General features: G+C 34.0%; 17 protein-coding genes and 1 other annotated feature. Of the genes, 11 read left to right on the top strand and 6 right to left on the bottom strand.

The genetic code is table 11. The features are described 5' to 3' along the window. Nucleotides 1-22: 22 nt before the first annotated feature. Nucleotides 23-108: a sequence feature (Phe leader region), on the bottom strand. Nucleotides 109-149: 41 nt separating this feature from the next. Beyond that, nucleotides 150-791: a PAQR family membrane homeostasis protein TrhA gene (trhA, locus tag ACTCDL_RS04920; protein ID WP_463174473.1), complete on the bottom strand. Its 642-nt coding sequence runs from the start codon at nt 789-791 to the stop codon at nt 150-152. Between the two features lie 95 nt (nt 792-886). Beyond that, nucleotides 887-1777, bottom strand: a complete 891-nt coding sequence (locus ACTCDL_RS04925; protein ID WP_463174475.1) for a cation diffusion facilitator family transporter — start codon at nt 1775-1777, stop codon at nt 887-889. Between the two features lie 394 nt (nt 1778-2171). Here ACTCDL_RS04925 and ACTCDL_RS04930 point away from each other — a divergent pair, with 394 nt between their 5' ends. Continuing rightward, entirely contained in the window at nt 2172-2735 is a 564-nt protein-coding gene (locus tag ACTCDL_RS04930) for a hypothetical protein (RefSeq protein WP_463174476.1), read from the top strand. Between the two features lie 175 nt (nt 2736-2910). On the opposite strand, the gene ACTCDL_RS04935 is transcribed toward ACTCDL_RS04930, so the two are convergent. The 3 genes from ACTCDL_RS04935 to ACTCDL_RS04945 all read right to left on the bottom strand — a co-directional run bounded on the left by ACTCDL_RS04935 (nt 2911) and on the right by ACTCDL_RS04945 (nt 6085). Further along, on the bottom strand, nt 2911-3750 hold the full coding sequence (locus ACTCDL_RS04935; protein ID WP_463174477.1) for a carbohydrate ABC transporter permease: 840 nt from the start codon (nt 3748-3750) through the stop codon (nt 2911-2913). Nucleotides 3751-3774: 24 nt separating this feature from the next. Next, entirely contained in the window at nt 3775-4659 is an 885-nt protein-coding gene (locus ACTCDL_RS04940) for a carbohydrate ABC transporter permease (RefSeq protein WP_463174478.1), read from the bottom strand. A gap of 61 nt (nt 4660-4720) precedes the next feature. Beyond that, nucleotides 4721-6085, bottom strand: a complete 1365-nt coding sequence (locus tag ACTCDL_RS04945; protein WP_463174479.1) for an ABC transporter substrate-binding protein — start codon at nt 6083-6085, stop codon at nt 4721-4723. Nucleotides 6086-6563: 478 nt separating this feature from the next. Here ACTCDL_RS04945 and ACTCDL_RS04950 point away from each other — a divergent pair, with 478 nt between their 5' ends. The 7 genes from ACTCDL_RS04950 to ACTCDL_RS04980 all read left to right on the top strand — a co-directional run bounded on the left by ACTCDL_RS04950 (nt 6564) and on the right by ACTCDL_RS04980 (nt 15335). Beyond that, nucleotides 6564-7460: a YegS/Rv2252/BmrU family lipid kinase gene (locus ACTCDL_RS04950; protein WP_463174481.1), complete on the top strand. Its 897-nt coding sequence runs from the start codon at nt 6564-6566 to the stop codon at nt 7458-7460. A 602-nt stretch (nt 7461-8062) separates the two neighbouring features. Then, nucleotides 8063-8734, top strand: a complete 672-nt coding sequence (locus ACTCDL_RS04955; RefSeq protein WP_463174483.1) for a deoxynucleoside kinase — start codon at nt 8063-8065, stop codon at nt 8732-8734. 463 nt (nt 8735-9197) lie between these two features. Further along, nucleotides 9198-9410, top strand: coding sequence for a hypothetical protein (locus ACTCDL_RS04960; protein ID WP_463174484.1), 213 nt, complete (start codon nt 9198-9200; stop codon nt 9408-9410). 195 nt (nt 9411-9605) lie between these two features. After that, entirely contained in the window at nt 9606-11255 is a 1650-nt protein-coding gene (locus ACTCDL_RS04965) for a hydantoinase/oxoprolinase family protein (RefSeq protein ID WP_463174485.1), read from the top strand. Between the two features lie 64 nt (nt 11256-11319). After that, entirely contained in the window at nt 11320-12651 is a 1332-nt protein-coding gene (locus ACTCDL_RS04970) for a histone deacetylase family protein (RefSeq protein WP_463174486.1), read from the top strand. Nucleotides 12652-12700: 49 nt separating this feature from the next. Beyond that, nucleotides 12701-13927, top strand: coding sequence for a family 4 glycosyl hydrolase (locus ACTCDL_RS04975; protein WP_463174488.1), 1227 nt, complete (start codon nt 12701-12703; stop codon nt 13925-13927). A gap of 148 nt (nt 13928-14075) precedes the next feature. Next, nucleotides 14076-15335 carry an MFS transporter gene (locus tag ACTCDL_RS04980; protein ID WP_463174489.1) on the top strand — a complete coding sequence of 420 codons (1260 nt, stop codon included), beginning with the start codon at nt 14076-14078 and terminating at the stop codon, nt 15333-15335. On the opposite strand, the gene ACTCDL_RS04985 is transcribed toward ACTCDL_RS04980, so the two are convergent. Further along, nucleotides 15328-16194 carry a zinc dependent phospholipase C family protein gene (locus ACTCDL_RS04985; RefSeq protein ID WP_463174490.1) on the bottom strand — a complete coding sequence of 289 codons (867 nt, stop codon included), beginning with the start codon at nt 16192-16194 and terminating at the stop codon, nt 15328-15330. The two genes, ACTCDL_RS04980 and ACTCDL_RS04985, sit on opposite strands and share 8 nt — an antisense overlap. A 782-nt stretch (nt 16195-16976) precedes the next feature. Between ACTCDL_RS04985 and ACTCDL_RS04990 the strand changes: the two genes are divergently transcribed. The 3 genes from ACTCDL_RS04990 (at nt 16977) to ACTCDL_RS05000 (ending at nt 21256) form a co-directional block, all read left to right on the top strand. After that, nucleotides 16977-18698: a LytS/YhcK type 5TM receptor domain-containing protein gene (locus ACTCDL_RS04990; protein ID WP_463174492.1), complete on the top strand. Its 1722-nt coding sequence runs from the start codon at nt 16977-16979 to the stop codon at nt 18696-18698. Then, the gene (locus tag ACTCDL_RS04995) at nt 18685-19461 is read left to right on the top strand and encodes a LytR/AlgR family response regulator transcription factor (protein WP_463174494.1); all 777 of its coding nucleotides are present in this window, start codon (nt 18685-18687) and stop codon (nt 19459-19461) included. The genes ACTCDL_RS04990 and ACTCDL_RS04995 overlap by 14 nt, the downstream gene beginning before the upstream one ends. A 376-nt stretch (nt 19462-19837) precedes the next feature. Continuing rightward, complete coding sequence (locus tag ACTCDL_RS05000; RefSeq protein ID WP_463174496.1) at nt 19838-21256, top strand: carbon starvation CstA family protein; 1419 nt, start codon at nt 19838-19840, stop codon at nt 21254-21256. The last annotated feature ends 44 nt before the right edge of the window (nt 21257-21300 follow it).

The following is a 21300-nucleotide window of genomic DNA, read 5'->3' on the forward strand; positions in this document are numbered from 1 at the left end:
AAATTCAATAAATAAATATTTAAAGCAAAAAACCTCCATATGGAGGTTTTTTAGCTGTCTCAGAATAGTTTTTAAAAACTATTCTGAGACAGCCCCTTTTATTTAAATTGTAAATGTATTATTAAGTTCTGCTAACGCCAAAGGCTATCTTAGTGGGGTAATAAGAATAATACAGTAAAGAAGTGGCAGATACTACCACCTAAAACAAAAAGATGCCAAATAGCATGATTGTACTTCATCTTATCCCAAGCATAGAAGATTGTCCCTACAGTGTAGAGAACTCCTCCTAGTACTAGAAAGACTATACTGGTCATATTTAAAACTGCTAATAAGGGCTTAATCGCAAAGATAACCAGCCAGCCCATGATTATATATAAGACTGTTGAAAATATTTTAAAGCGTTCAATCCAAAAGATTTTATAAACGATCCCTAAGACAGTTATTCCCCATACGATTCCAAAGATAGTCCACCCTAAGGATCCTCTGAGAGAGATTAAGGTCAAAGGGGTATAAGTCCCTGCAATCAGTAAGTAGATTGAGGCATGGTCAAAGATACGGAAGATATCCTTTACTTTACCTTTAGGAAAACTGTGATAAAGAGTAGAAGAAAGATAGAGTATGATCAATGTAGAACCATAAATACTAAAGCTGACTATATACCATACATCTCCAAAGATACTAGCTAGGACAACTAAGACTACAAGGGCAGCAATAGCTAAGCCTAGACCAATTCCATGTAAAATAGCATTGGTAATTTCCTCACTATTTATAGATTTTTCTCTGTTATTCATTTGATTCTCCCTTTCAATATTTTTAGTAGATATTTAATTATATTCATTTTTGCTTAAATTATCAAGGTTAGTTGACTCAAATAAGCTGTAGTTGATTAATTCTTGTCGGCTAGTTGATAAGGATCAACATGAACCATACAGTGCTTTACCTTATAACCCTTATTATTTTCGATCTTATCATGTACCTTTCTAGCAATTTGATGCCCCTCTATCACTGATAGGTTACCATCAACAGCGATTGCTACATCTACATAAATCTTATTGGCATGTACCCGGGTCTTTAGATTATTTATCCTCATAACTCCGTTAACTGTAGAGATATCAGTTCTAATCTGTTCGATAGTGTTCTTATCACCAGCATAATCAACAAGTTGATTGATAGACTGTTTATAAATCTCAAAGGATACCTTGATGATTAAAAGAGAAATAATCAGTGAAGCGATAGGATCTAATATCTGATACCCCAATCTAGCCCCTGCAATTGCAATAAGTGTCCCCACTGATGAAAAGACATCAGAACGATGATGCCAAGCATCTGCCAATAATGCTGAGCTATCTAACTTCTTAGCACCTTTAATAGTATATCTATACATCCATTCTTTTATGATGATAGATAAGATAGCAGCATACAAGGCAATCATCCCTGGAGTCTGATAAGTACCTGATTTAATTTTCTGGATTCCTTCATAGCCGATACCTAATGCAGTAATAAATAAAATTGTTGCTAGAATTTTTGCAATAACTGGCTCCATTTTTTCATGACCATAGGGATGGTCTTCATCTTCTGGTTTTTGAGCTATATGTAAACCAATCATAACAGCCACTGTACTGATAATGTCAGATAATGAGTGGATTCCATCGGCTACCATGGCATTACTCTTTCCAATAATACCTGCTAGTAATTTTAGAAATGATAACATTATATTCCAAAAGATTGTGACTCTCCCTATTTTATTTCCTATTTTTGTTCGTTCTATCTGTTTCATATACTACACTCCTCTAGATAAGGTTATTACTACCTAGTTATTCTAGATTATCTCTAGCTCTCCTTCATAAAAGATTTATTATTAGTTATATTCATTTTCATTTACATTTAGGATAATTGTCTGGAAGTTTAATTGGATAGTAGGGTTTATGGGAATAGTGCGACACTTTTAGGAATCAGGATTCAGGAACCAGTTATCAGTAAAACAGACTGATCCCAGATTCCCGATTCCTAACACGAAAGTGTTGCACTACCACTATATTATCTACTACTATCAACAGAATAATTTAGCTTTATAATGTTGATTGTTTTTAGTAGCTTCCTGAGTCTAATTTGATAGTTGTGTATACTTTCTCTTATTTTTAAATATATTTTATATAGAAAGGAGGGATAGTATGAGATTATGTGATGACTGTATTAAGGTCTTAGCAGCTGGACTATCAGATGAGTCTGTTAATACCTTAAGAAGTTCTTTAGATTTATTTACTAGTAATAAGGAGATAACTTTGCGGGATTTATGGGAGGCTACTAAATTAGGTAAGTATAGAATGAATAAGGTAATCAATGAATTAGAGGAGAGGTTCTTTCTTAAAGCTAATCAAGAGGGGAGAAGAGTCTATTTAGAGTTAACAACAACAGGCAAGAGATTTATGGAGATGGATTTAGAGAATAGGCTATCAACTGAAGCTGATTTTAAAGATATTAGTGGTGAATGTCAAGAGGTAGCAGTAAAAACTATAGATGAAGTTGATGATATTAACAAAGAGATAATTGAGGATAATAATGATGATAATAATAGTAACAATAATGATAATATAGAGAAGTTAGCAGAAGAGCCTAAAGAGGTAGAAGAAGTACCAGAGAGTGAGCCAGTAGTTGAGAAAAAGGATAGTATAAGAAAAAGTGCTAAAGATAATAAAGGTGATAAAAAGTCTAAACCTATAGTTTGGGACTTTTAAATTAATGGACCTAATTTTAGGTCCATTAATTTTTATATAAGTGATTAGATCTAGCTTTTCAACTTTAATTGTTTACCTATCATTTATAGTTATATATTGGTCAAAATTTGGGGCTAATTATTTAATTTCTTTTTTTGTTCTATATACTTATGAAGTTTTACTATTACAATATTGTTTATTTATTCTCACTTAAAGCAAAACCCTTCATAAATTGTTCTTGGAGTAAGATAAAGATTATTAATGGAGGTAATAAGGTAATCACAGCACCAGCCATGACCACAGCCCAATCTGTTCCTTGGTCTCCTGTTCCTATTAATGATTTCAGACCGATTTGAACTACCTGCTTCTGATTAGAGGAGATAATAATCAATGGCCATAAGTATTGATTCCAGACATAGATAAATTCAATTACAGCCAAGGCACCGATAGTATTTAAAGACATAGGAAGCAAAATTTGAAATAGAAATCTTAAGGGTCCTACCCCATCAACTTTAGCTGCTTCTACAATAGAGTCAGGAAAGCTCATAAAGTATTGTCTAAATAAGAAGGTTCCTGTGGCACTGGCTAGAAATGGAACTGTTAAAGCCAGAAAGCTATCTCCCCAATTTAGCTGTTTCATAAATTCAAATAAAGGTATTATTCTAACTGGAATCGGTAACATTAATGTAATTAAGATCAGCCAGAACAATAACTTCTTATAGCGAAAATCAAAGAATACAAAAGCAAAAGCCCCCAAAATCGAGAAGACAATCTTTAATGTGGTAATGACAATTGCAATATAACAGCTATTGAGCATCAGCCTAGCCAGATTATAATCAAGTAAAGCCTTTTTATAATTATTGAGGGTAGCAGAGCCAAAGCTGAGTTTAGGAGGATAGCTAAAGATTTCCCCCATTGATTGGGTACTCTTGATAATAGCAAAGAGCAAAGGAGATGCCACTATTAGCATCATAGTCAATAAGATTAAATGAGTTAATACTATTTTAGTCCATTTCTTAATAAAATATTTATTCATCTGTCAATCACCCTAATTTTTAAATTATGAACCATAATCAATCTTACTATCACTCCATTTAAACTGAGCGATAGTCAATCCCATCACCATTATAAATAAAATAATCGATTGTGCTGCAGCAAATCCTGTCTTATAGTTTTGGAAAGCGTCAATATATAACTTATAAATCATAGTAGTAGTTGCATTGACTGGTCCCCCTTTGGTTAAAATATCGATTATGCCAAAGGTATCGAAAAAAGAATAGATTAAATTCATTATCACCAAAAATAATGTAGTTGGCTTAAGAAAATCAAAGGTAATCAGAAAGAACTTTTGCAGACTATTTGCTCCATCCATCTCTGCGGCTTCTAAAATCTCTTGAGGAATATTCTGCAAGGCAGCTAGATAAAAGACGATATTATACCCGAGATTCTTCCAAACTGCTGCTCCTATCACCATTAATAAAGCCAAATGTTTATTAGAGATCCAATCAGGGCTGATTCCCCATAATAAATCAGTCAGATAGTTAATTATTCCAGCTGTAGGATTGAACATAAATAACCAGATTACACCTGCAATTGCTGGAGATAAAGCATAAGGCCAAATAAAGCCTAGGCGATATAAGCGACCACCTTTAATATCTTGATTGGATAAGACAGCAACAAATAATGATAAAGTTAAGCCAATTACCACAACACCAACTGCAAAGAAACAACTAATTAAGATACTTTGCAAATACTCTATTGAAGTAAATAGTTCTATAAAATTACTTCCACCTACAAAGATCTTTCTCATTCCCATAAAAGCAGTCTTATATAAGCTTAAGACAAAGGTCTTTAGGGCGGGGTAATATAAGAATAGTAGAGAAACGATTATCGAAGGTAATAATAAAAGATATGGTAAAGTTTTGCTACGGAATTTTACTTTCATTTGACTCACTCCAATCTATCTTGCAATTAAAAAGAGGGGATACTTTCATCCCCTAAGCTTATTATTTAATTAATTTATTGTACTCTTTTAGAGATTTATTGATATCTTGGTTAGCCTGATTTAAGGCATCTTCTATACCAGCTTCATCATTAATGATCTTTTCTACAGTCTTTTCTACTATCGTTCTAAGCTCCATAAATCGTCCTACCAAAGCACCTTGAGTTGCTCTAACATCTTTAGTCTCTACTAATTGGTCAAAGGCTGTCTGGTAGTTAGGATTTTCTCTAAACCAGCCTTCAGCTTTTAATGATTCAACGGCACTCTTTCTAATCGGGAAATAGCCTGTAGCTTTATGCCAATAAACCTGATTTTCAGTTGAACTCATCCATTTCACAAAGTCTTTAGCAGCCTTTTCAATTTTTCTATCCTTATTTTTAACAATCCATAATGATGCTCCACCAATGACAACACCATTTCTAGTCTCATCAGCCGGAATAGGAATTGGAGCAGTTCCAACTTCAAAACCTTGTTCCTTAGCCGATTTGGTCAATCCTGTAACTCCAGAGGTAGAAGTTATCAGCATTGCTGCTCTTTGAGAAAGAAAGTTCTGGTCAGCTTGTGCCCAAGCTTCAATACCAGGATTAATCCATAGCCCTTGATCATACAATTGTTTCCACCATTTAATAATTTTAATTGATTTTTTACTAGTAAGATAGGCTTGGTCAGCTAAGCCAGCTCGTCCGTTCTCTTGATTTACTAGATTTTGACCAAGATTTGCCATCCATTGCTCATAAAACCAAGAATGTAAGGCCCAAGTAATACCAGCTTTACTAGCACCACTAGCCACTAACTTTTGACTAGCTTCTGTAATCTCTGCAAAGGTAGTTGGTGGATTTTCTGGGTCTAGCCCAGCTTTTTTAAATAGATTTTTGTTGTAATAAAGAACTGCATTTGAAGAGTTAAAGGGCATTGAATATAATTTTCCATTTACTTTATAGTAATTTAAGACAGGGTCCAAGAAATCATCCCAATCAATTTCACCTTTCTTGGTTAAATCTTGGAAGGGGATAAAGATTCCACTATCCACATTCTGTCTAGTACCAATTTCAAAGGATTGAATTACACTAGGTGGGTTACCTTGTTGGGTTGCTGCTATTGTGGCATTTAAAGTTTCTCGATAACTTCCTTTATATTGTGCACTAACTTTAATATTAGGATGTTGCTGGTTAAATTTTTCCACCAAAGTATCGACTATCTCTTTGTTGTGTCCTCCCATTGCATGCCAAAAACTGATTTCAATATTGTCATTTTGACTATCATCTTCACCAAAAATCCACCATGCTTTACTGGTTGTACTAATAGTAAAGATAGCTAAAACTACTAAAAGCGCTACTACAGATACAATTGTACCTTTCTTATCAAACATTATAATCCTCCTTTTAGTTGACTGATTTTATTCCTAAATTCAAATATATCAGACCTATTTTAAGAAGAGATTAAATGCATATTAATTTTGGGTTAATATAACATTTTATTTTAATTAAATTTTAAAATAAACATTGATTGTTAATGGGTATATTGAGACATTTTTAGGAATCAGGAGTCAGTAACCAGTTATCAGTAAAACAGACTGATTCCAGATTCCCGATTCCTAACACGAAAGTATCGTAATATCTCTATATAATGACATCTTTAAACTTCAATCTCTATAGCCTTTTTCTAGTATGAGATTGACAGGATCAAGATATCAAGATAATTGTGATAATTTTAAAGAGAATTTGGAAGGTTATCTTAGAGGAATAATTTAGCTTCTAGAGAATATTAAGATAGAGTCGATGAACTTTAGTAATAAATATAATTATATTTAAATTAATATTATAAGCTAAGGTGGTGGTTGTGAAGTTATGAAAAAGGTTAAACTGCTTTATAATCCTATGTCAGGAAATATGAAATTTCCTAATTTTTTAGATGATTTTATCGATAGATTTCAAAGAGCAGGCTATGAGGTGAGTGTATTTAGAAGTTTAAAGCCAGGGGATATACCTAAGGGTTTGGAGAGAGTTGTTGAAGATGAGTATGATGCTATAGTAGCTGCTGGTGGTGATGGTACTGTTAATGAAGTAATCAATAAGATGTTAGAGGATAAAATAGATATACCCTTGGGAATTATACCTGCTGGGACTGCCAATGATTTTGCATCCCATTTGAATATGCCCTTTGAATTTAGAGAATGCTTTGATACTATAGTGAAAGGGAATATTAAGCAAGTTGATATAGGAAAAGTAAATGAGAGATACTTTATTAATGTCTGTGCAGGGGGGTTGCTTTCAACTGTCTCCCATGAGATTGATAGAAAGTTTAAGAATACCTTAGGTAAGATGGCTTATTATTTAAAAGGTATTGAGCAATTACCTAAATTAAAGCCTATTCCTCTAAGAATTACTACTAAAGAAGAGATGCTAGAAGAGGAGGTCTATCTATTTTTAATCTTGAATAGTCAAGGCGCAGGAGGCTTTACTAAGTTGGCTCCTAAAGCTACTATTGATGATGGGCTTTTAGAATTTGTAGCTATTAAAGCAAGACCTTTACATGAGATTGCAGCTTTATTTGTCAAGATACTCCAAGGAGAGCACCTAAATGATAAGAATATCATCTATTTACAGGATGATTATTTTAAGGTTGAATGTACTGATAGTACTTATGATCCCCATTTTTCTGATGTAGATGGTGAGAAAGGACCTCATTTACCCTTAGAGATATCATTAGAAGCAAGAAAGTTGAAGGTCTTTACTGGTTATTAATAATTTAATTGATTTAAATTTGGGTGATTACTGAAGAAATCGGCAATATTCTTCTGCTAAAGTGGGTTGAGTCTATCTATTCTCTCCCTCTTTTTTTTATTTTTGTTGAACTTTTTGTTATAATATAATATAGTATTAGAGGAAAGAAGATGTTTTTTAATGTTAACTGGTTAAGATTATAAAAAAACAAAACATTTACTAATAATGGAGATACTTTAGAAGTTAAATTGCTTTGTAAATAGATTATTATAAATCATTAATAAATTCCCTCTTATAGAGAAGGGATTTTTCTTTGTCTAGAGCTTGATTAATTTAAAGGTTGTTAGATAATAATAATGATACTTATAATAGTAATTACGATATAGGTATATGAATTCAAAATGAAACTTAATGGGGATATTGCGATACTTTTAAAATTAGCGTGAGTGGGTGTGTGAGTGTGAGTAAACCCCAATAAAAAAGAAGTTTTACACACACTCACACTCGACACAAAGTGTCCCACTATCTCTATATAGCTTCATGGTTAAATTTTATTCTAGATTCACGAACCTATACTATTAGTTTAGATCAATAGATTTTGACGTAAAAGGGGCTGGATGAGAATGAATAAAGGGGGAAATTATGTGATTGTACTAGGTGGAATGATAGGTGTAGGGAAGACAACTTATGCAGAGCTGATAGCTAATCATTTGGATAGTGATGTCTTTTATGAGAGTGTAGATGATAACCCTCTATTGGACAAGTTTTATCATAATAAGAAAAGATGGGCCTTTGCTTTACAGATTTATTTCTTAAATAAGAGATTTAAATCAATTAAAGAGGCTTTAATTGATAGAAATAATGTCTTAGACCGTAGTATCTATGAAGATGCATTATTTGCTAGAATTAATTATGAAGATGGGAATATGAGTGAAGCCGAATTTGATTGTTATCTCGATTTATTGGATAATATGATGGAAGAGTTAGCAGGTATGCCCAAAAAAGCTCCAGATCTATTTATCTATTTACAAGCCTCTTTTGAAACTATAGAAGATAGAATTGAAAAGCGGGGAAGGGATTTTGAGCAGTTTGACCATAATCCAGAGTTAGAGCATTATATGAGAAATTTACATTCTAGATATGATGATTGGGTCTTTAATCACTATGATGCATCAGAGATACTTGTAATTGATGCTGATAGATATGATATAACCAAACAAGAGGATGCCAAAGAAGTGTTATTGATGATTGATAAGAGGTTAGCGGAATTAGAGAAGATTGAGGCGATAGGGTAAGGATTGATAGTGACGAGTAAAATTAAGACAATAAAAAACACTCTAAATTTGATTTTAATATTGGGTATTTATCATACGTTATAGAAGAAAGGGCTACAGGATTTTTTAACCTATAGCCCTTTTTTATAGTATTAAGAAAATTATATACTTTTAGCGATTGTGGTTGATTCTTCTTTTTTAGTTTTTGCTTTTGGAGTGGAAACAATAACTGTTTGAATGAAGCAACAATTAAGCAAGGGTTTAGAGTTAAATCAAATTTTTTCAATTATTCAGATTTAATATTTATGAGAATTAAAGCATATTATTAGTTAAAGAACTACTTTAAAGGATATTAAATTGAGAACAGATAAGTTCATTGAGGGGGGAGAGAAAATTTAGATTATCTTAGTAAAATTCTAGGATGTTTTATATCTACTAAATCTAGTGGCTAGCATTAATTGCTAGTGAAAGGTATGATATTATTATGATTTTATATAAGATATTAAAGAGGATTATTAATAGGATGGAGAAATTATATCTTAGAGCAATCAAAGCTCAAAGAAATTTAAAGGTGATAGCTACTATCCATAATATCTTTGAGATTGATGAAAGGAATTGGCATGGTTTAGGTCAGATACAAAGAAGTGGATTGAAATTTAAGAAGGAGCTTGAAATTAAGAGAAGACATCAAAAGTAGAAGTGATTTTCTATCTTTAGAGATCTCTTAAACGCTAAGAATAAGGATGATAATTATTAATAGAAGACTTGCAAAATTAAAGTTAATAGGTTATCCTGATTAATAGAATAATAATAAAAATAATGCTGATTCTATTAATAGAATCAGCATTATTTTTATTATATCTTTACTAAATCATTCTGGAGGTGACTAGAAGTGAAATTAGGTATTGATATTGGGGGAACCCATACTGATGGGGTATTAATTGATAAGGAGCAGATAATTACAAGTACTAAAATTACCACTAATCATAATAATCTCAGCCAAACTATTCTAACTAATTGCCAAAAGTTGATGGCAGATATAGATATCCAAAAGATTGATAGCATTGTTTTAAGTACAACCTTAGCCACTAATTTAATTACTGAAGGGAATTATCCCAAGATAGGATTGATCTTAATTCCTGGACCAGGATTAAATCCTGCTTATTATAGTTATAGTCCTTATACTGAAATTGTCTCTGGGTCGATTGACCATAGAGGTAGAGAGGTTAAAGAGCTTAATCTACAAGAGGTAAAGGATAAAATTGGCAAGTTGTTTAAAAAAGGGGTTAAGCAGCTTGGGGTCTGTGGAAAATTCTCTAATCGAAATCCCAAACAGGAGCTACAAATTAAAGCTTTAATTGAAGATAATTATCCCCAAGTAGAGATTACTTTGGGGCATCAATTGGCAGGGAGTCTAAACTATCCGCGCCGTGTCGCTACTACATATTTAAATAGTATTATTCAAAAGGATTATAAAGAGTTTGTTAGAGAGATTAAAGTCGGTTTAGCTAAATTAGGTTTTAAAGAAGAGGTTTATATTCTTAAAGCTGATGGGGGAACAATGCCTTTAAGTGAATCTATTAAAGTTCCAATTGAGAGTATCAATTCTGGTCCTGCTGCTAGTATTATGGGAATTTTGAGTCTTAATAAGCTAAGAGGTGCTACTATTGGTCTAGATATTGGTGGAACTACAACTGATATCTCCTTATTTATCGAGGGAGTACCATTATTTAATCCCGAGGGGATAGAGATTAATGATTATAGGACCTTAATTAGAGGGTTATTCAGTCAATCGATTGCTTGTGGAGGAGATAGTCTAGTTCAAATAAATGAAGGTAATATTCAGATTGGACCAGCAAGAAAACAAGCTACAGCTTGTTTAGGAGGACCTGCACCTACTCCTACAGATGCTATGGTACTATTAGGATTAAGCCAAGTTGGGGACAAGAATCTGGCTAAAGATAGCTTAGAGCCTTTAGCTTCAGAGCTTAATTTATCGTTAAAGGAGACTGCAGAGTTGATTTTAGATAGCTTCTGCCAGAAGATAAAGTTAAAAATTGAAGAGATTTTAAATAAACTCAATAGTCAAGCAGTCTATACTATCAATGAACTTTTGAGTTCTAAAGAGATAAAAGTAGATAATTTGGTGGTGATTGGTGGACCAGCTAAAGCTTTAGCACCTAAAATAGCAGATAGCTTAAAGCTTGATTATCAGCTACCTCAAAAGTCACAAGTAGCCAATGCTATTGGAGCAGCTCTAGCTCAAATCACTCAAAAATGTACCCTTTATGCTGACACTTCGCAAGGGTATTATCAGATTCCTGAATTTGAACTAAGAAAGCAGGTTAATACTGATTTTAATCTAGACCAAGCCAAAGAGGTTATTAAGGTAGAGCTTAAGAAAAGAGTTAAGAGTGAAGCTTCAATTGAGGTTATTAATGCTCAATCTTTTAATCTGATACGTGGTTTTAATACAGTTGGTCAGATTATTGAAGTTATAGCTCAAATTAAACCAGGGCTGGAAAGGAGAATTCACAGTTAATAATTCACAATGAATAATTAAAACCGTTAAAACTACTAAAAACTTTAAATAAGGAGGGTTTTTGATGAGAATCAATGCTAAGAATAAATTAGGTTTAATCTTCTTTCCCGCCTTTGATTGGGCTATCTCCCCGACACATCCTGAACGGGAAGAGAGGCTTTTATATACCAAAGATCAGATTTTAGAAGAGGGCATTTTAGATATCGAAGGTATTGAAGAGTATAATCCTATCGTTGCTAGCAAGGAGGATGTAGCTAGAACCCATATCTGTGTTCCTAATATAGATAGTATTGTGACTATGCCCCATTTAATTTCAGCAGGGGGAGCTATTAAAGCAGGAGAGTTAGTGATGGAAGATGAGGTAGATAAGGCCTTTGCTATTATTAGACCACCAGGACATCATGCTTTTCAGGTAGTCCATGGTGCTAGGGGATTTTGTACTATTAATAATGAAGCAATCATGGTTGAACATTTACGGCACAAATATGGTAGTGATTTAAAGATTGCCTTTGTCGATACCGATGCTCATCATGCTGATGGAACTCAGAATATCTATTATAATGATCCCAATGTCTTACATATCTCCTTACATCAAGATGGACGAACCTTATATCCAGGCACAGGTTTTGTCGATGATTTAGGTGGTCCAGGTGCTTATGGTAGAACAATTAATTTACCTCTGCCACCTAATACCACCGATGAAGGGTTATTATATGCCCTTGATAATCTGATTTTGCCTATTCTTGATGATTTCAAACCAGATTTGCTGATTAATGCAGCAGGTCAAGACAATCATTATAGTGACCCTTTGACCAATATGAGAATTTCTGCCCAAGGCTATGCTAAGTTAAATGATAAATTAGACCCTGATCTAGCTATCTTACAGGGGGGGTACTCAATTGAATCAGCTCTACCTTATGTCAATGTAGGTATAATCTTAGCGATGGCAGGTTTAGACTATAGCCAGATTCAAGAACCAGATTATCAGCCAGCGATTAAAGAGCAGTCACCAAAGATTACTGCTACTATTAAAAGAGATGTGGAAAGGTTACTGAGAGTTTGGGAGAATAAAGATAAGGTTGATATTAGAAAGAAATTTAATTGTAAGGATTATTATACTACTACTCGAAATATCTATTATGATACTGCTAATATTAGCGAGAATCAAAGTGTTAAGATTAAAATCTGTGCTGATTGTGCAGGGTTGATGATGATTGATTCTCTAGCCCATCCTTCTTCACATGGCAAGATTAGAGCGATTATCATTCCTCATAATTCTTGTAATCAGTGTTCGAAGTTAGGGTATCAAGAGTATCAACAAGCAAAGGTTGCTTCAAAGTTTAAGATTGTCTATCTACAAGATAAGAAGCAGGATGAGTTGTTATCATCTAAATAATTAGGAAAGCCACAGATTTTAACCTGTAGCTTTCAAAGGAGGAATAAGAATGGGAATAAAATTAACAGTAATTGGTGGTAGTGGACTCTATACACCACTTTTATTTGATGCAATAGCTAATTATCAAGAGGAGATTGACTTTGATGAAATCTGTTTAAATGGTAGAACTGCCAGTAAGTTGGAGAAGGTAGCTAGACTAAGTCAGAGTGTGATAGATAAGTCAGAGTATAATTTCAAGGTTACATATACAACAGATCGTCAAGAAGCGTTGCAGGGCGCTGAATTGGTTCTTTGCCAGATCAGGGTAGGAGGGATGAAGGCTAGAGCCTATGATGAAGAGTTTCCTTTAAAGTATGATATTATTGGAGAGGAGACAGTAGGACCTGGAGGCTTTGCTAATGCATTACGGACTGTACCAGTAATGTTAGAGTTGGCAAGTCAGATGGAAGAGTATTGCCCTGAAGCTCTCTTAATTAACTTAACCAATCCAGCCAGTATAGTCCAACAAGCAATCGAGCAGGAGAGCACTGTAAATGTAATCAGCCTGTGTGATTTACCAGTAGGGGTATTAAATAAGATTGCTAAGATATTAGATGTAGATCGAGCAGAGCTTAGATATGATTACTTTGGTTTAAATCACTTAGGATGGTATCAACAGTTAAGTATTAGAGGTGAGGATAGAACTGCTGAAGTTATTGAAGAGGTAGACTCTTTAGACCTAGGAATTGATTCAGAATGGATTGAAAATCTGGAGATGATTCCACTACCTTATTTGAAATATTATTATCACCATGGTAAAGAGGTAGAGAAGGCAAAAGAAAAGGATATCTTAAGAGCAGAAGAGTTAATTGAGACCAGTGATGAGATAGCTAAAGCCTTAGAGGAAAGTCCAGAAACGATTCCAGAGTTGATCTACCAAAGAGGTGCCATCTGGTATTCTGATGTGATAGTTCCATTGATAGCAGCTATGGCCAATGATAAGAACGAAGAGTTTATTTTAAATATAGCCAATAATGGGCTGCTTGAGGGGATAGCTGATGAGGTGATAGTGGAGGTATCTACACTCGTTAACGGTAGCATTAGAGCATTAGAGGTAGGTGAGATTCCTCTACAGGTTAAGAGCCTGTTACAACAGGAGGCCAATTATCGGAATTTAGCTACCCAAGCTGCTATCAGTCAAACCAAGGATGATATCCTAAGAGCATTAGTTGCTAATCCTCAGGTTCCAAATTATGAAATAGCTTATCAGATGTGGAAAGAAGAGTTTAATAAATAATACAAACCAAGAGAAAAAAGATTAGGGATGACCTAATCTTTTTTCTCTTTAAAAATGTTAAATTTCTGTTAAGAACTCTTGGCTAACAAGGAATAGCCAATAATTTTCTAGAATTATAATTTATCAAATCTTGTAATGGGGTGAACTGATGGAAAATAAAAAGCAAGTGTATTCTTGGGTTCTATATGATTGGGCTAATTCAGCCTTTGCTACAACTATTTTAGCAACAGTCTTACCGATATTTTATAGGACAGTAGCTGCAAAAGGCTTAGTGGACAATGTGGCTACATCTTATTGGGGATATACTCAAACAATTGGAATGTTAATTATTGCTTTACTCTCGCCAATTTTAGGTGCTATCTCTGATTTCTCTAACTCTAAAAAGAGCTTTCTTAGATTTTTTGCTTATTTAGGGATAACAACTACAGGTCTATTATTCTTTATAGGTGAAGGCGACTACCTTTTGGCATCATTCTATTTCATTTTAACAAGTATTGGTTTTTCTGGTGCTAATGTCTTTTATGACTCTTTTCTACCACAGATTGCAACTCCTAAGAAGATGGATTATGTTTCCTCTTTGGGGTATGCTGCTGGTTATTTGGGTGGGGGGCTTTTGTTAGTTATAAATTTAATCATGATCAAAAAGCCTACTATCTTTGGAATAGGTGATAGCTTATTGGCTACTAGATTATCTTTTGTAACTGTAGCAATCTGGTGGTTTATCTTCTCTATTCCTATCTTTAAAAATGTTTCTGAGCTTCCAAGAAAGAAGAACTTCAAATTCAGCAGATATATCAAGGTTGGTTTTGCTAGAGTAGGCAGAACCTTCAAGAATATACAACAATATCGCCAATTATTTAAGTTCTTGATTGCCTTTTGGATCTATAATGATGGAGTAGGCACGATTATTCGTATGGCTACAATCTATGGTAGTGAAATTGGAATCGGACAGGGTGATTTGATTGGTGCTTTGGTCTTAACTCAATTTATAGGGATACCTTTTGCCTTACTTTTTGGTAAATTAGGTGAGAGGGTAGGGGCAAAACGGGGAATTATTATCGGACTTAGTGTTTATTTATTAATTACTATCGTAGGTTATTTTATGACTAGTGCTCTTCATTTTTGGATTTTGGCTGGAATGGTTGGTTTAGTACAAGGGGGGGTACAGGCATTGAGCCGTTCCTTGTATGGAATTATGGTTCCTAAGGAGAAGTCAGCTGAATTCTATGGTTTCTTTGGTGTGTCCAGTAAGTTTGCTGCAATCACAGGTCCTTTTATCTTTGCTTTAGTTGGACAGTTGACTGGTAGTAGTAGATGGGGAATTATCTCCTTAGCTACCTTCTTTATCTTAGGAATAATCCTGTTAAGTAGAGTTGACATAGAACAAGGGAGAGCTGAGGCTACTTAATAAGCTCCCCTTCAAAATTTATCTCTTGAAAGGCTATCTCTAACTGTGAGTTTTCAAGCTCATCTTGGAGGTAGCCTTTTAATATCTCTATTAAGCTTACTCCTTCTTCAACCCCTTCTAGTATCAGTTCTTTAAACTTTAAGTACTCTTCTTCTGATAGGATTTCATAATTTATTTTAGTAGGATAGCTTAAAGTATCAAGGTTGAGTGGGACTAAAGGATTTAATATTTTAAAGCTTAGTTTTTTAATCTGATAAGGACTATAAAAGAAGCTCATTACTTGTTTGAAGTCTTGGTAAGAATCATTGATTAATTTAATTTTTAAATTATGATTATGACTTTTATCTAAGATATAATTATAGTAATCTATAATTATATCTGGTAACTTATTTCCTAAATCAATTTGATCAAGTGGGGAGAGGCTGTAGACCCTTTTTTTCCAGATTTCTTCAACTAAATAAGTATCTAAATTAATCTCTAAAAGCTTATGCTCATCAGAATTTTTCTGTTTAGCAAAGACAAAGGGGTGGGCTATCTTATCCACAGCATAATGAGCTAAAAAACCACAAAAATAGCTTAGTAGTATCGGGAACTCCTTATTATTTTTCTTACTTTTTAAGTAATTGATACTCTCTATAAAGAAAGATTTAATATTTGTTTGGTGTAGCTGTGATCCAATTTGAGGACCACGTTTGCTCTTAATCCAAGGCCAAAAATCATTATAAAAGAAGAAGTCAGGTCCTTGGCACCCTAGATTGTAGCTTCTTCTATTCTCTTTAATAATATCCTTGAAATTATTCTCTTCTAGTTTGTCTATAATTAAATCTCCTGCAACAAGATGGCTCCAAAAATCAGGCATAATATTCACTCCTTATCTTTAAGGTATGATAGGTGCTTAAGCTTAAAGTGAAACTTAATAGAGATATTACGACACTTTTATAATTATAAATTTACTAACCACAGGTTTCAACCTGTGGTGATGATGACATGTTACACTACGGGTTAAAACCCGTAGCTAAAACTTAAACTGTCGCAATATCCCCATATAACCTCATAATTAAATTTGACTTCTATTTTCTCAATAATTTATTAGCTACTATCTCATCTAAGAGCTTTATATGATATAATTATAATACAAAATAATTGATTTGACTACTTTAGATAAAGAAAAAGCGATTTTTAGGCGGTCGGGTGGTAGCTGGTCAGAAACTGCCTAACTACCTAAATTTCTAACTCCTAACCACCAAAGAAAAAGTGTAATAAAAGACTAGAGATCAAAAGCTAAAGATTAGCAGCGAATTAATACGAATTAAAGAGTAAAAGATTAATTGATCTTTTGGTTTTATTCGCGTAAATTCGGTAAATTTGTTGTTGAAAGTTATCTTTTAAAGTTTTTAGTTAAGAAATTAAAGGTATTAAATTAAAGGTATTAAATTATTAGAATGTAATTTTCCCCTCTCTTGAGATGAAGAGAGGCTGTTTTTGCATGAAGTGGTCAATAGACCCGAAAGGGGTTAGGGGTGAGTTTAAGTTCTTAAAATCTCACAACGCCCCCAGCCCCTCTTAGTCTTAAGAGGGGAGTAAAAAATAAATTTCTTTTTAATGTTGGACATCTATATTATAATTTGAGGGGGTGTAGTCATGTCTGATTTAATTGCCAGTTTGCTTTTTGATCTGATCAAGAATATGGCAGTTATAGCGGTGGCAGCCCAACTGTTGATTATGGAGACTGATATTTTCTCTCAAATAACCAATAGAAGGGCTAAAATTAAATCTAAGGTCTTCTTAATTATATTTTTTGGTTTATTATCAATTTTGGGCACTTATTTAGGTATTTATATCCATGATGCTTATGCCAATATTCGAGCTATTGGAGCAGTTGTCGGTGGTTTACTGGGAGGGCCTTTGGTAGGACTTTTGGCTGGTCTAATTGGAGGACTTCATCGTTATTTCTTAGGTGGATTTACAGCCTTTGCTTGTGCTTTATCTACCACTTTAGCAGGGTTAATTGGTGGAATAATCTATTACTATCGACCTTTTGATAAAATCACTTTAAGCATGGCATTTTTATTAGGAGTGATAATAGAAGTTTTAGAGATGGGATTGGTCTTGGTCTTAAGCCATCCATATGGTCAAGCCTATGAATTAGTAAGAATTATAGCTCTACCTATGATTTTAAGTAACTCTCTAGGGATTACATTATTTATCAATGTTCTTCATAATAGCATGAAGAAGGGGCAAGAATTGATGGCATTACAATCATATAAAGCTTTAAAGATTGCTAATAAAAGTATTAGCTATTTAAAGGAAGGTTTAAATTATAGTTCTGCTTTAGAGACCTCAAAAATTATTTTAGAGATAAGTGGGGTAGCAGCTGTCTCAATTACTGATCGAAAGAAGGTGCTGGCTCACTATGGGTTAGGAATGGATCACCATCAGGCAGGAGAGGGGATAATGACTAAGGCTACTAAAGAAGTTTTAGTAGAAGGTCAGTTGAAAGTGGCTACTAACAAACAAAAGCTAGGTTGTCCAGTCAAAGACTGTAAGCTTAAGTCAGCGGTAATTGCACCTTTAAAGAGAAGGGATGAGGTAATTGGAGCATTAAAGCTATATAAATCTGAAGAGGCTAGTATTACAGAAGTAGATATAGAGCTAGCTAGAGGGGTTTCAGAGTTATTATCTACTCAGTTACACATATCTAGTCTAGAGAAGGAGGCACAGTTAGCTACTCAGGCTGAATTGAAGGCTTTACAGTCTCAGGTTCACCCTCATTTCTTATTTAATGCTTTAAATACTATTATCTCTTTTTGTCGTACTGACCCAATGGGAGCAAGAAAGTTATTGATTAAATTATCTAAATTCTTTCGTCACACTCTAAAGGAGAATCACAGTTTAATTAAGTTAGAGAAGGAGTTAGAATATACCCTTTATTATGTTGAGATAGAGAAAGCGCGTTTTGGTTCTAACTTGGAGGTTGAGATAGATATTCCTAAGCAATTATTAGACTGTGAAGTTCCTAGTTTTGTTTTACAGCCGATTGTAGAGAATGCTATTAAGCATGGAGTCTCATCTAAAGTAGGTCTAGGAAAGGTCTTAGTTAAAGCAAGACAGCAGGAAGAAGATTTGTTCTTGGAGATAATAGATAATGGGGTAGGAATCCCAGATAAATATCTAAATTGTGTAATAGAAGCAGGTTATGGTAAGGGGTGTGGAATTGGGTTAAGTAATGTTAAGCAGAGAATCCAAAAGATATATGGTACTGAATATGGTTTAGAGATTAGTAGCCGACAGCAAGAAGGAACTAGAGTTAGAATTCAAATCCCATATTTACTTCAAGGGAGGGAAGATAATGAAGAAGATTAGAACTATAATAGCTGATGATGAATTTCCAGCAAGAAGTGAACTAAAGTTTTTACTAGAAGGGATTGAGGATATTCAAGTGGTAGCAGTAGCAGAGGATGGGATTCAAGCTTTAGAACTTATTGAGCAAAAGAGTCCTGATTTGGTCTTTTTAGATATTCAAATGGGAGGAAAGACTGGCTTAGAAGTTGCCAAGGAGCTTATGGGATTAGAAAAAGAGCCGATTGTTGTCTTTGTAACAGCTTATGATGAGTATGCTTTAGATGCCTTTACAGTTAATGCTGTTGACTATTTATTAAAACCCTATGAAGAAGAGAGGCTTGTAAAGTTAATAAATAGAATTAAACCCCTCTACTTTAAAGAACAGGCTATAGAGGAGAAGTTAACAGATTTAATAGAGAAGATAGATGATGGAGCTCAAACCTCTAAAATTGATAAATTGGCTGTGAGAACAAATAAGGGGAATCTAAAGCTGTTAGAGTATAATGAGATTATTCTTCTGTATACCCATGATTCTAAGGTCTATGTCAAAACTTATGACCAAGAGTATCAGATAGACTTATCTTTAAGTGAGTTAGAAGATAGATTGAGTAAAGCTGATTTTCTGCGGGTACATCGTAGTTATCTAATCAATCTAAATAAGATTAAAGAGATTATTCCTTGGTTTAAAGGTAAGTATCAGGTCTTAATGAGTGATGATAGACAGATGGAGGTTCCTGTCAGCCGTGCTAAAGTGAAAGATTTACAAAAGATATTTGGGATATAATTGCTTAACTTTAAAGTAAAACTCAAGAGAGAAAAAGCGATAGTTTTTATAATGATAAATTTACTAGCCACAGGTTTCAACCTGTGGTGATGATGACATGTTACACTACGGGTTAAAACCCGTAGCTAAAACTTAAAGTGTTGCAATACCCCACAATAATATTACATTTAAATTTAGTTTAACAATTATATGGATGAATGTAATTAATCTAAAAAACAGCTTAGAGTAATATAATGCAATTGAACCCTTAATTTCTGTTATTTAGAGTAAATTGCTTATCAAATTTATAAATTTATTCTATAATTTAAGTAAGTTAGCAATAAGTTTATAACCCCTATAACCAGTTAACATTCTAAATTAAAGGGGGAGATACAATATGGTATCTTTTATTATCTCATTAGTTGCATTAGTTGTAGGTTATGTGATTTATGGTAAGGTGGTAGAAGGAATTTTTGGGGTCGATGGAGATAAAGAGACTCCAGCTTATCTACAAGAAGATGGGGTTGATTTTGTACCGATTAATTGGGCGCGTGTCTTCTTAATTCAGTTGTTGAATATTGCTGGTCTAGGACCTATCTTTGGAGCAATTGCTGGTGCCTTATTTGGACCGGCAGCATTTTTATGGATAGTATTTGGATCTATCTTTGCTGGAGCTGTCCATGATTACTTAGCAGGGATGCTATCTATCCGTAATGAAGGAGCAAGTATCTCTGAAATTGTTGGAGAGTATTTAGGTGAAGGTGCTCGTAAATTTATGAGGCTCTTTTCTATCGTTTTATTGGTCTTAGTTGGTACTGTATTTATGACTGGTCCAGCAGGCTTATTAGCTAATATGACTGGAATGAGTTTAAATATTTGGTTAGCGATTATTATTGTTTATTATTTCTTAGCTACTGTATTACCAGTAGATAAGATTATTGCTAAATTTTATCCGATTTTAGGTGGTTCATTATTAATTATGGCAATTGGAATTGCTGGAGGATTGGTCTTTGGAGATTATCAAATTCCAGAGATTACTTTAACAAACCTCCATCCTGGTGGATTGCCAATGTGGCCAATGTTATTTGTAACCATTGCTTGTGGTGCCATCAGTGGCTTTCATGCTACCCAATCACCATTAATGGCTCGTTGTTTAGAAAATGAGAAGGATGGAAGGAAGGTATTTTATGGTGCGATGATTGCTGAAGGTGTAATTGCTTTGATTTGGGCAGCGGCAGCAATGACCTTCTTTGGAGGAACTGAAGGTTTAGCAACTGCTATGACTGAAAATGGAGGACCAGCAGGAATTGTTAAGCTCATCAGTGATAATATGTTAGGTATAACTGGTGGTATTCTAGCAATGTTAGGAGTTGTGGCTCTACCAATCAGCTCTGGTGATACTGCTTTTCGTAGTGCTAGATTGATCTTAGCTGATATCTTTAATCTAGAACAGACAGATAAGACTAACAGATTTAAGTTAGCTATTCCTCTATTTGTAGTAGGAATTATCTTATCCCAAATGGATTTTAGTATTATCTGGCGTTATTTCGCTTGGTCTAACCAGACTTTAGCGATGATTGCTTTATGGGCTGGAGCAGCTTATTTACTACAACATGGCAAATTTCATTGGATTGCTACTATTCCAGCAACCTTTATGACAGCAGTCTCTATCTCTTATATTATTATTGCACCAGAAGGTTTTGGTATCCAAGGTCCAATTTCAACTATAGTTGGTATCTTAGCAGCTGTTGGTGCATTAGCATTATTTTTAGTCAAACAAGAGAAGAAGGAAGAAGATGTCAAAGCAGTGGCATGATCAAATTTGAAAATTTATATAAGAGTTAATAAAAACCTAAGTGG

It is taken from the genome of Orenia sp., assembly GCF_055140805.1.

What these genes read in the sequence shown, in the direction of transcription:
- trhA (WP_463174473.1), bottom strand. Translation starts at nt 791, where the DNA reads ATGAATAACAGAGAAAAATCTATAAATAGTGAGGAAATTACCAATGCT.
- ACTCDL_RS04925 (WP_463174475.1), bottom strand. Translation starts at nt 1,777, where the DNA reads ATGAAACAGATAGAACGAACAAAAATAGGAAATAAAATAGGGAGAGTC.
- ACTCDL_RS04930 (WP_463174476.1), top strand. Translation starts at nt 2,172, where the DNA reads ATGAGATTATGTGATGACTGTATTAAGGTCTTAGCAGCTGGACTATCA.
- ACTCDL_RS04935 (WP_463174477.1), bottom strand. Translation starts at nt 3,750, where the DNA reads ATGAATAAATATTTTATTAAGAAATGGACTAAAATAGTATTAACTCAT.
- ACTCDL_RS04940 (WP_463174478.1), bottom strand. Translation starts at nt 4,659, where the DNA reads ATGAAAGTAAAATTCCGTAGCAAAACTTTACCATATCTTTTATTATTA.
- ACTCDL_RS04945 (WP_463174479.1), bottom strand. Translation starts at nt 6,085, where the DNA reads ATGTTTGATAAGAAAGGTACAATTGTATCTGTAGTAGCGCTTTTAGTA.
- ACTCDL_RS04950 (WP_463174481.1), top strand. Translation starts at nt 6,564, where the DNA reads ATGAAAAAGGTTAAACTGCTTTATAATCCTATGTCAGGAAATATGAAA.
- ACTCDL_RS04955 (WP_463174483.1), top strand. Translation starts at nt 8,063, where the DNA reads ATGAATAAAGGGGGAAATTATGTGATTGTACTAGGTGGAATGATAGGT.
- ACTCDL_RS04960 (WP_463174484.1), top strand. Translation starts at nt 9,198, where the DNA reads ATGATTTTATATAAGATATTAAAGAGGATTATTAATAGGATGGAGAAA.
- ACTCDL_RS04970 (WP_463174486.1), top strand. Translation starts at nt 11,320, where the DNA reads ATGAGAATCAATGCTAAGAATAAATTAGGTTTAATCTTCTTTCCCGCC.
- ACTCDL_RS04975 (WP_463174488.1), top strand. Translation starts at nt 12,701, where the DNA reads ATGGGAATAAAATTAACAGTAATTGGTGGTAGTGGACTCTATACACCA.
- ACTCDL_RS04980 (WP_463174489.1), top strand. Translation starts at nt 14,076, where the DNA reads ATGGAAAATAAAAAGCAAGTGTATTCTTGGGTTCTATATGATTGGGCT.
- ACTCDL_RS04985 (WP_463174490.1), bottom strand. Translation starts at nt 16,194, where the DNA reads ATGCCTGATTTTTGGAGCCATCTTGTTGCAGGAGATTTAATTATAGAC.
- ACTCDL_RS04990 (WP_463174492.1), top strand. Translation starts at nt 16,977, where the DNA reads ATGTCTGATTTAATTGCCAGTTTGCTTTTTGATCTGATCAAGAATATG.
- ACTCDL_RS04995 (WP_463174494.1), top strand. Translation starts at nt 18,685, where the DNA reads ATGAAGAAGATTAGAACTATAATAGCTGATGATGAATTTCCAGCAAGA.
- ACTCDL_RS05000 (WP_463174496.1), top strand. Translation starts at nt 19,838, where the DNA reads ATGGTATCTTTTATTATCTCATTAGTTGCATTAGTTGTAGGTTATGTG.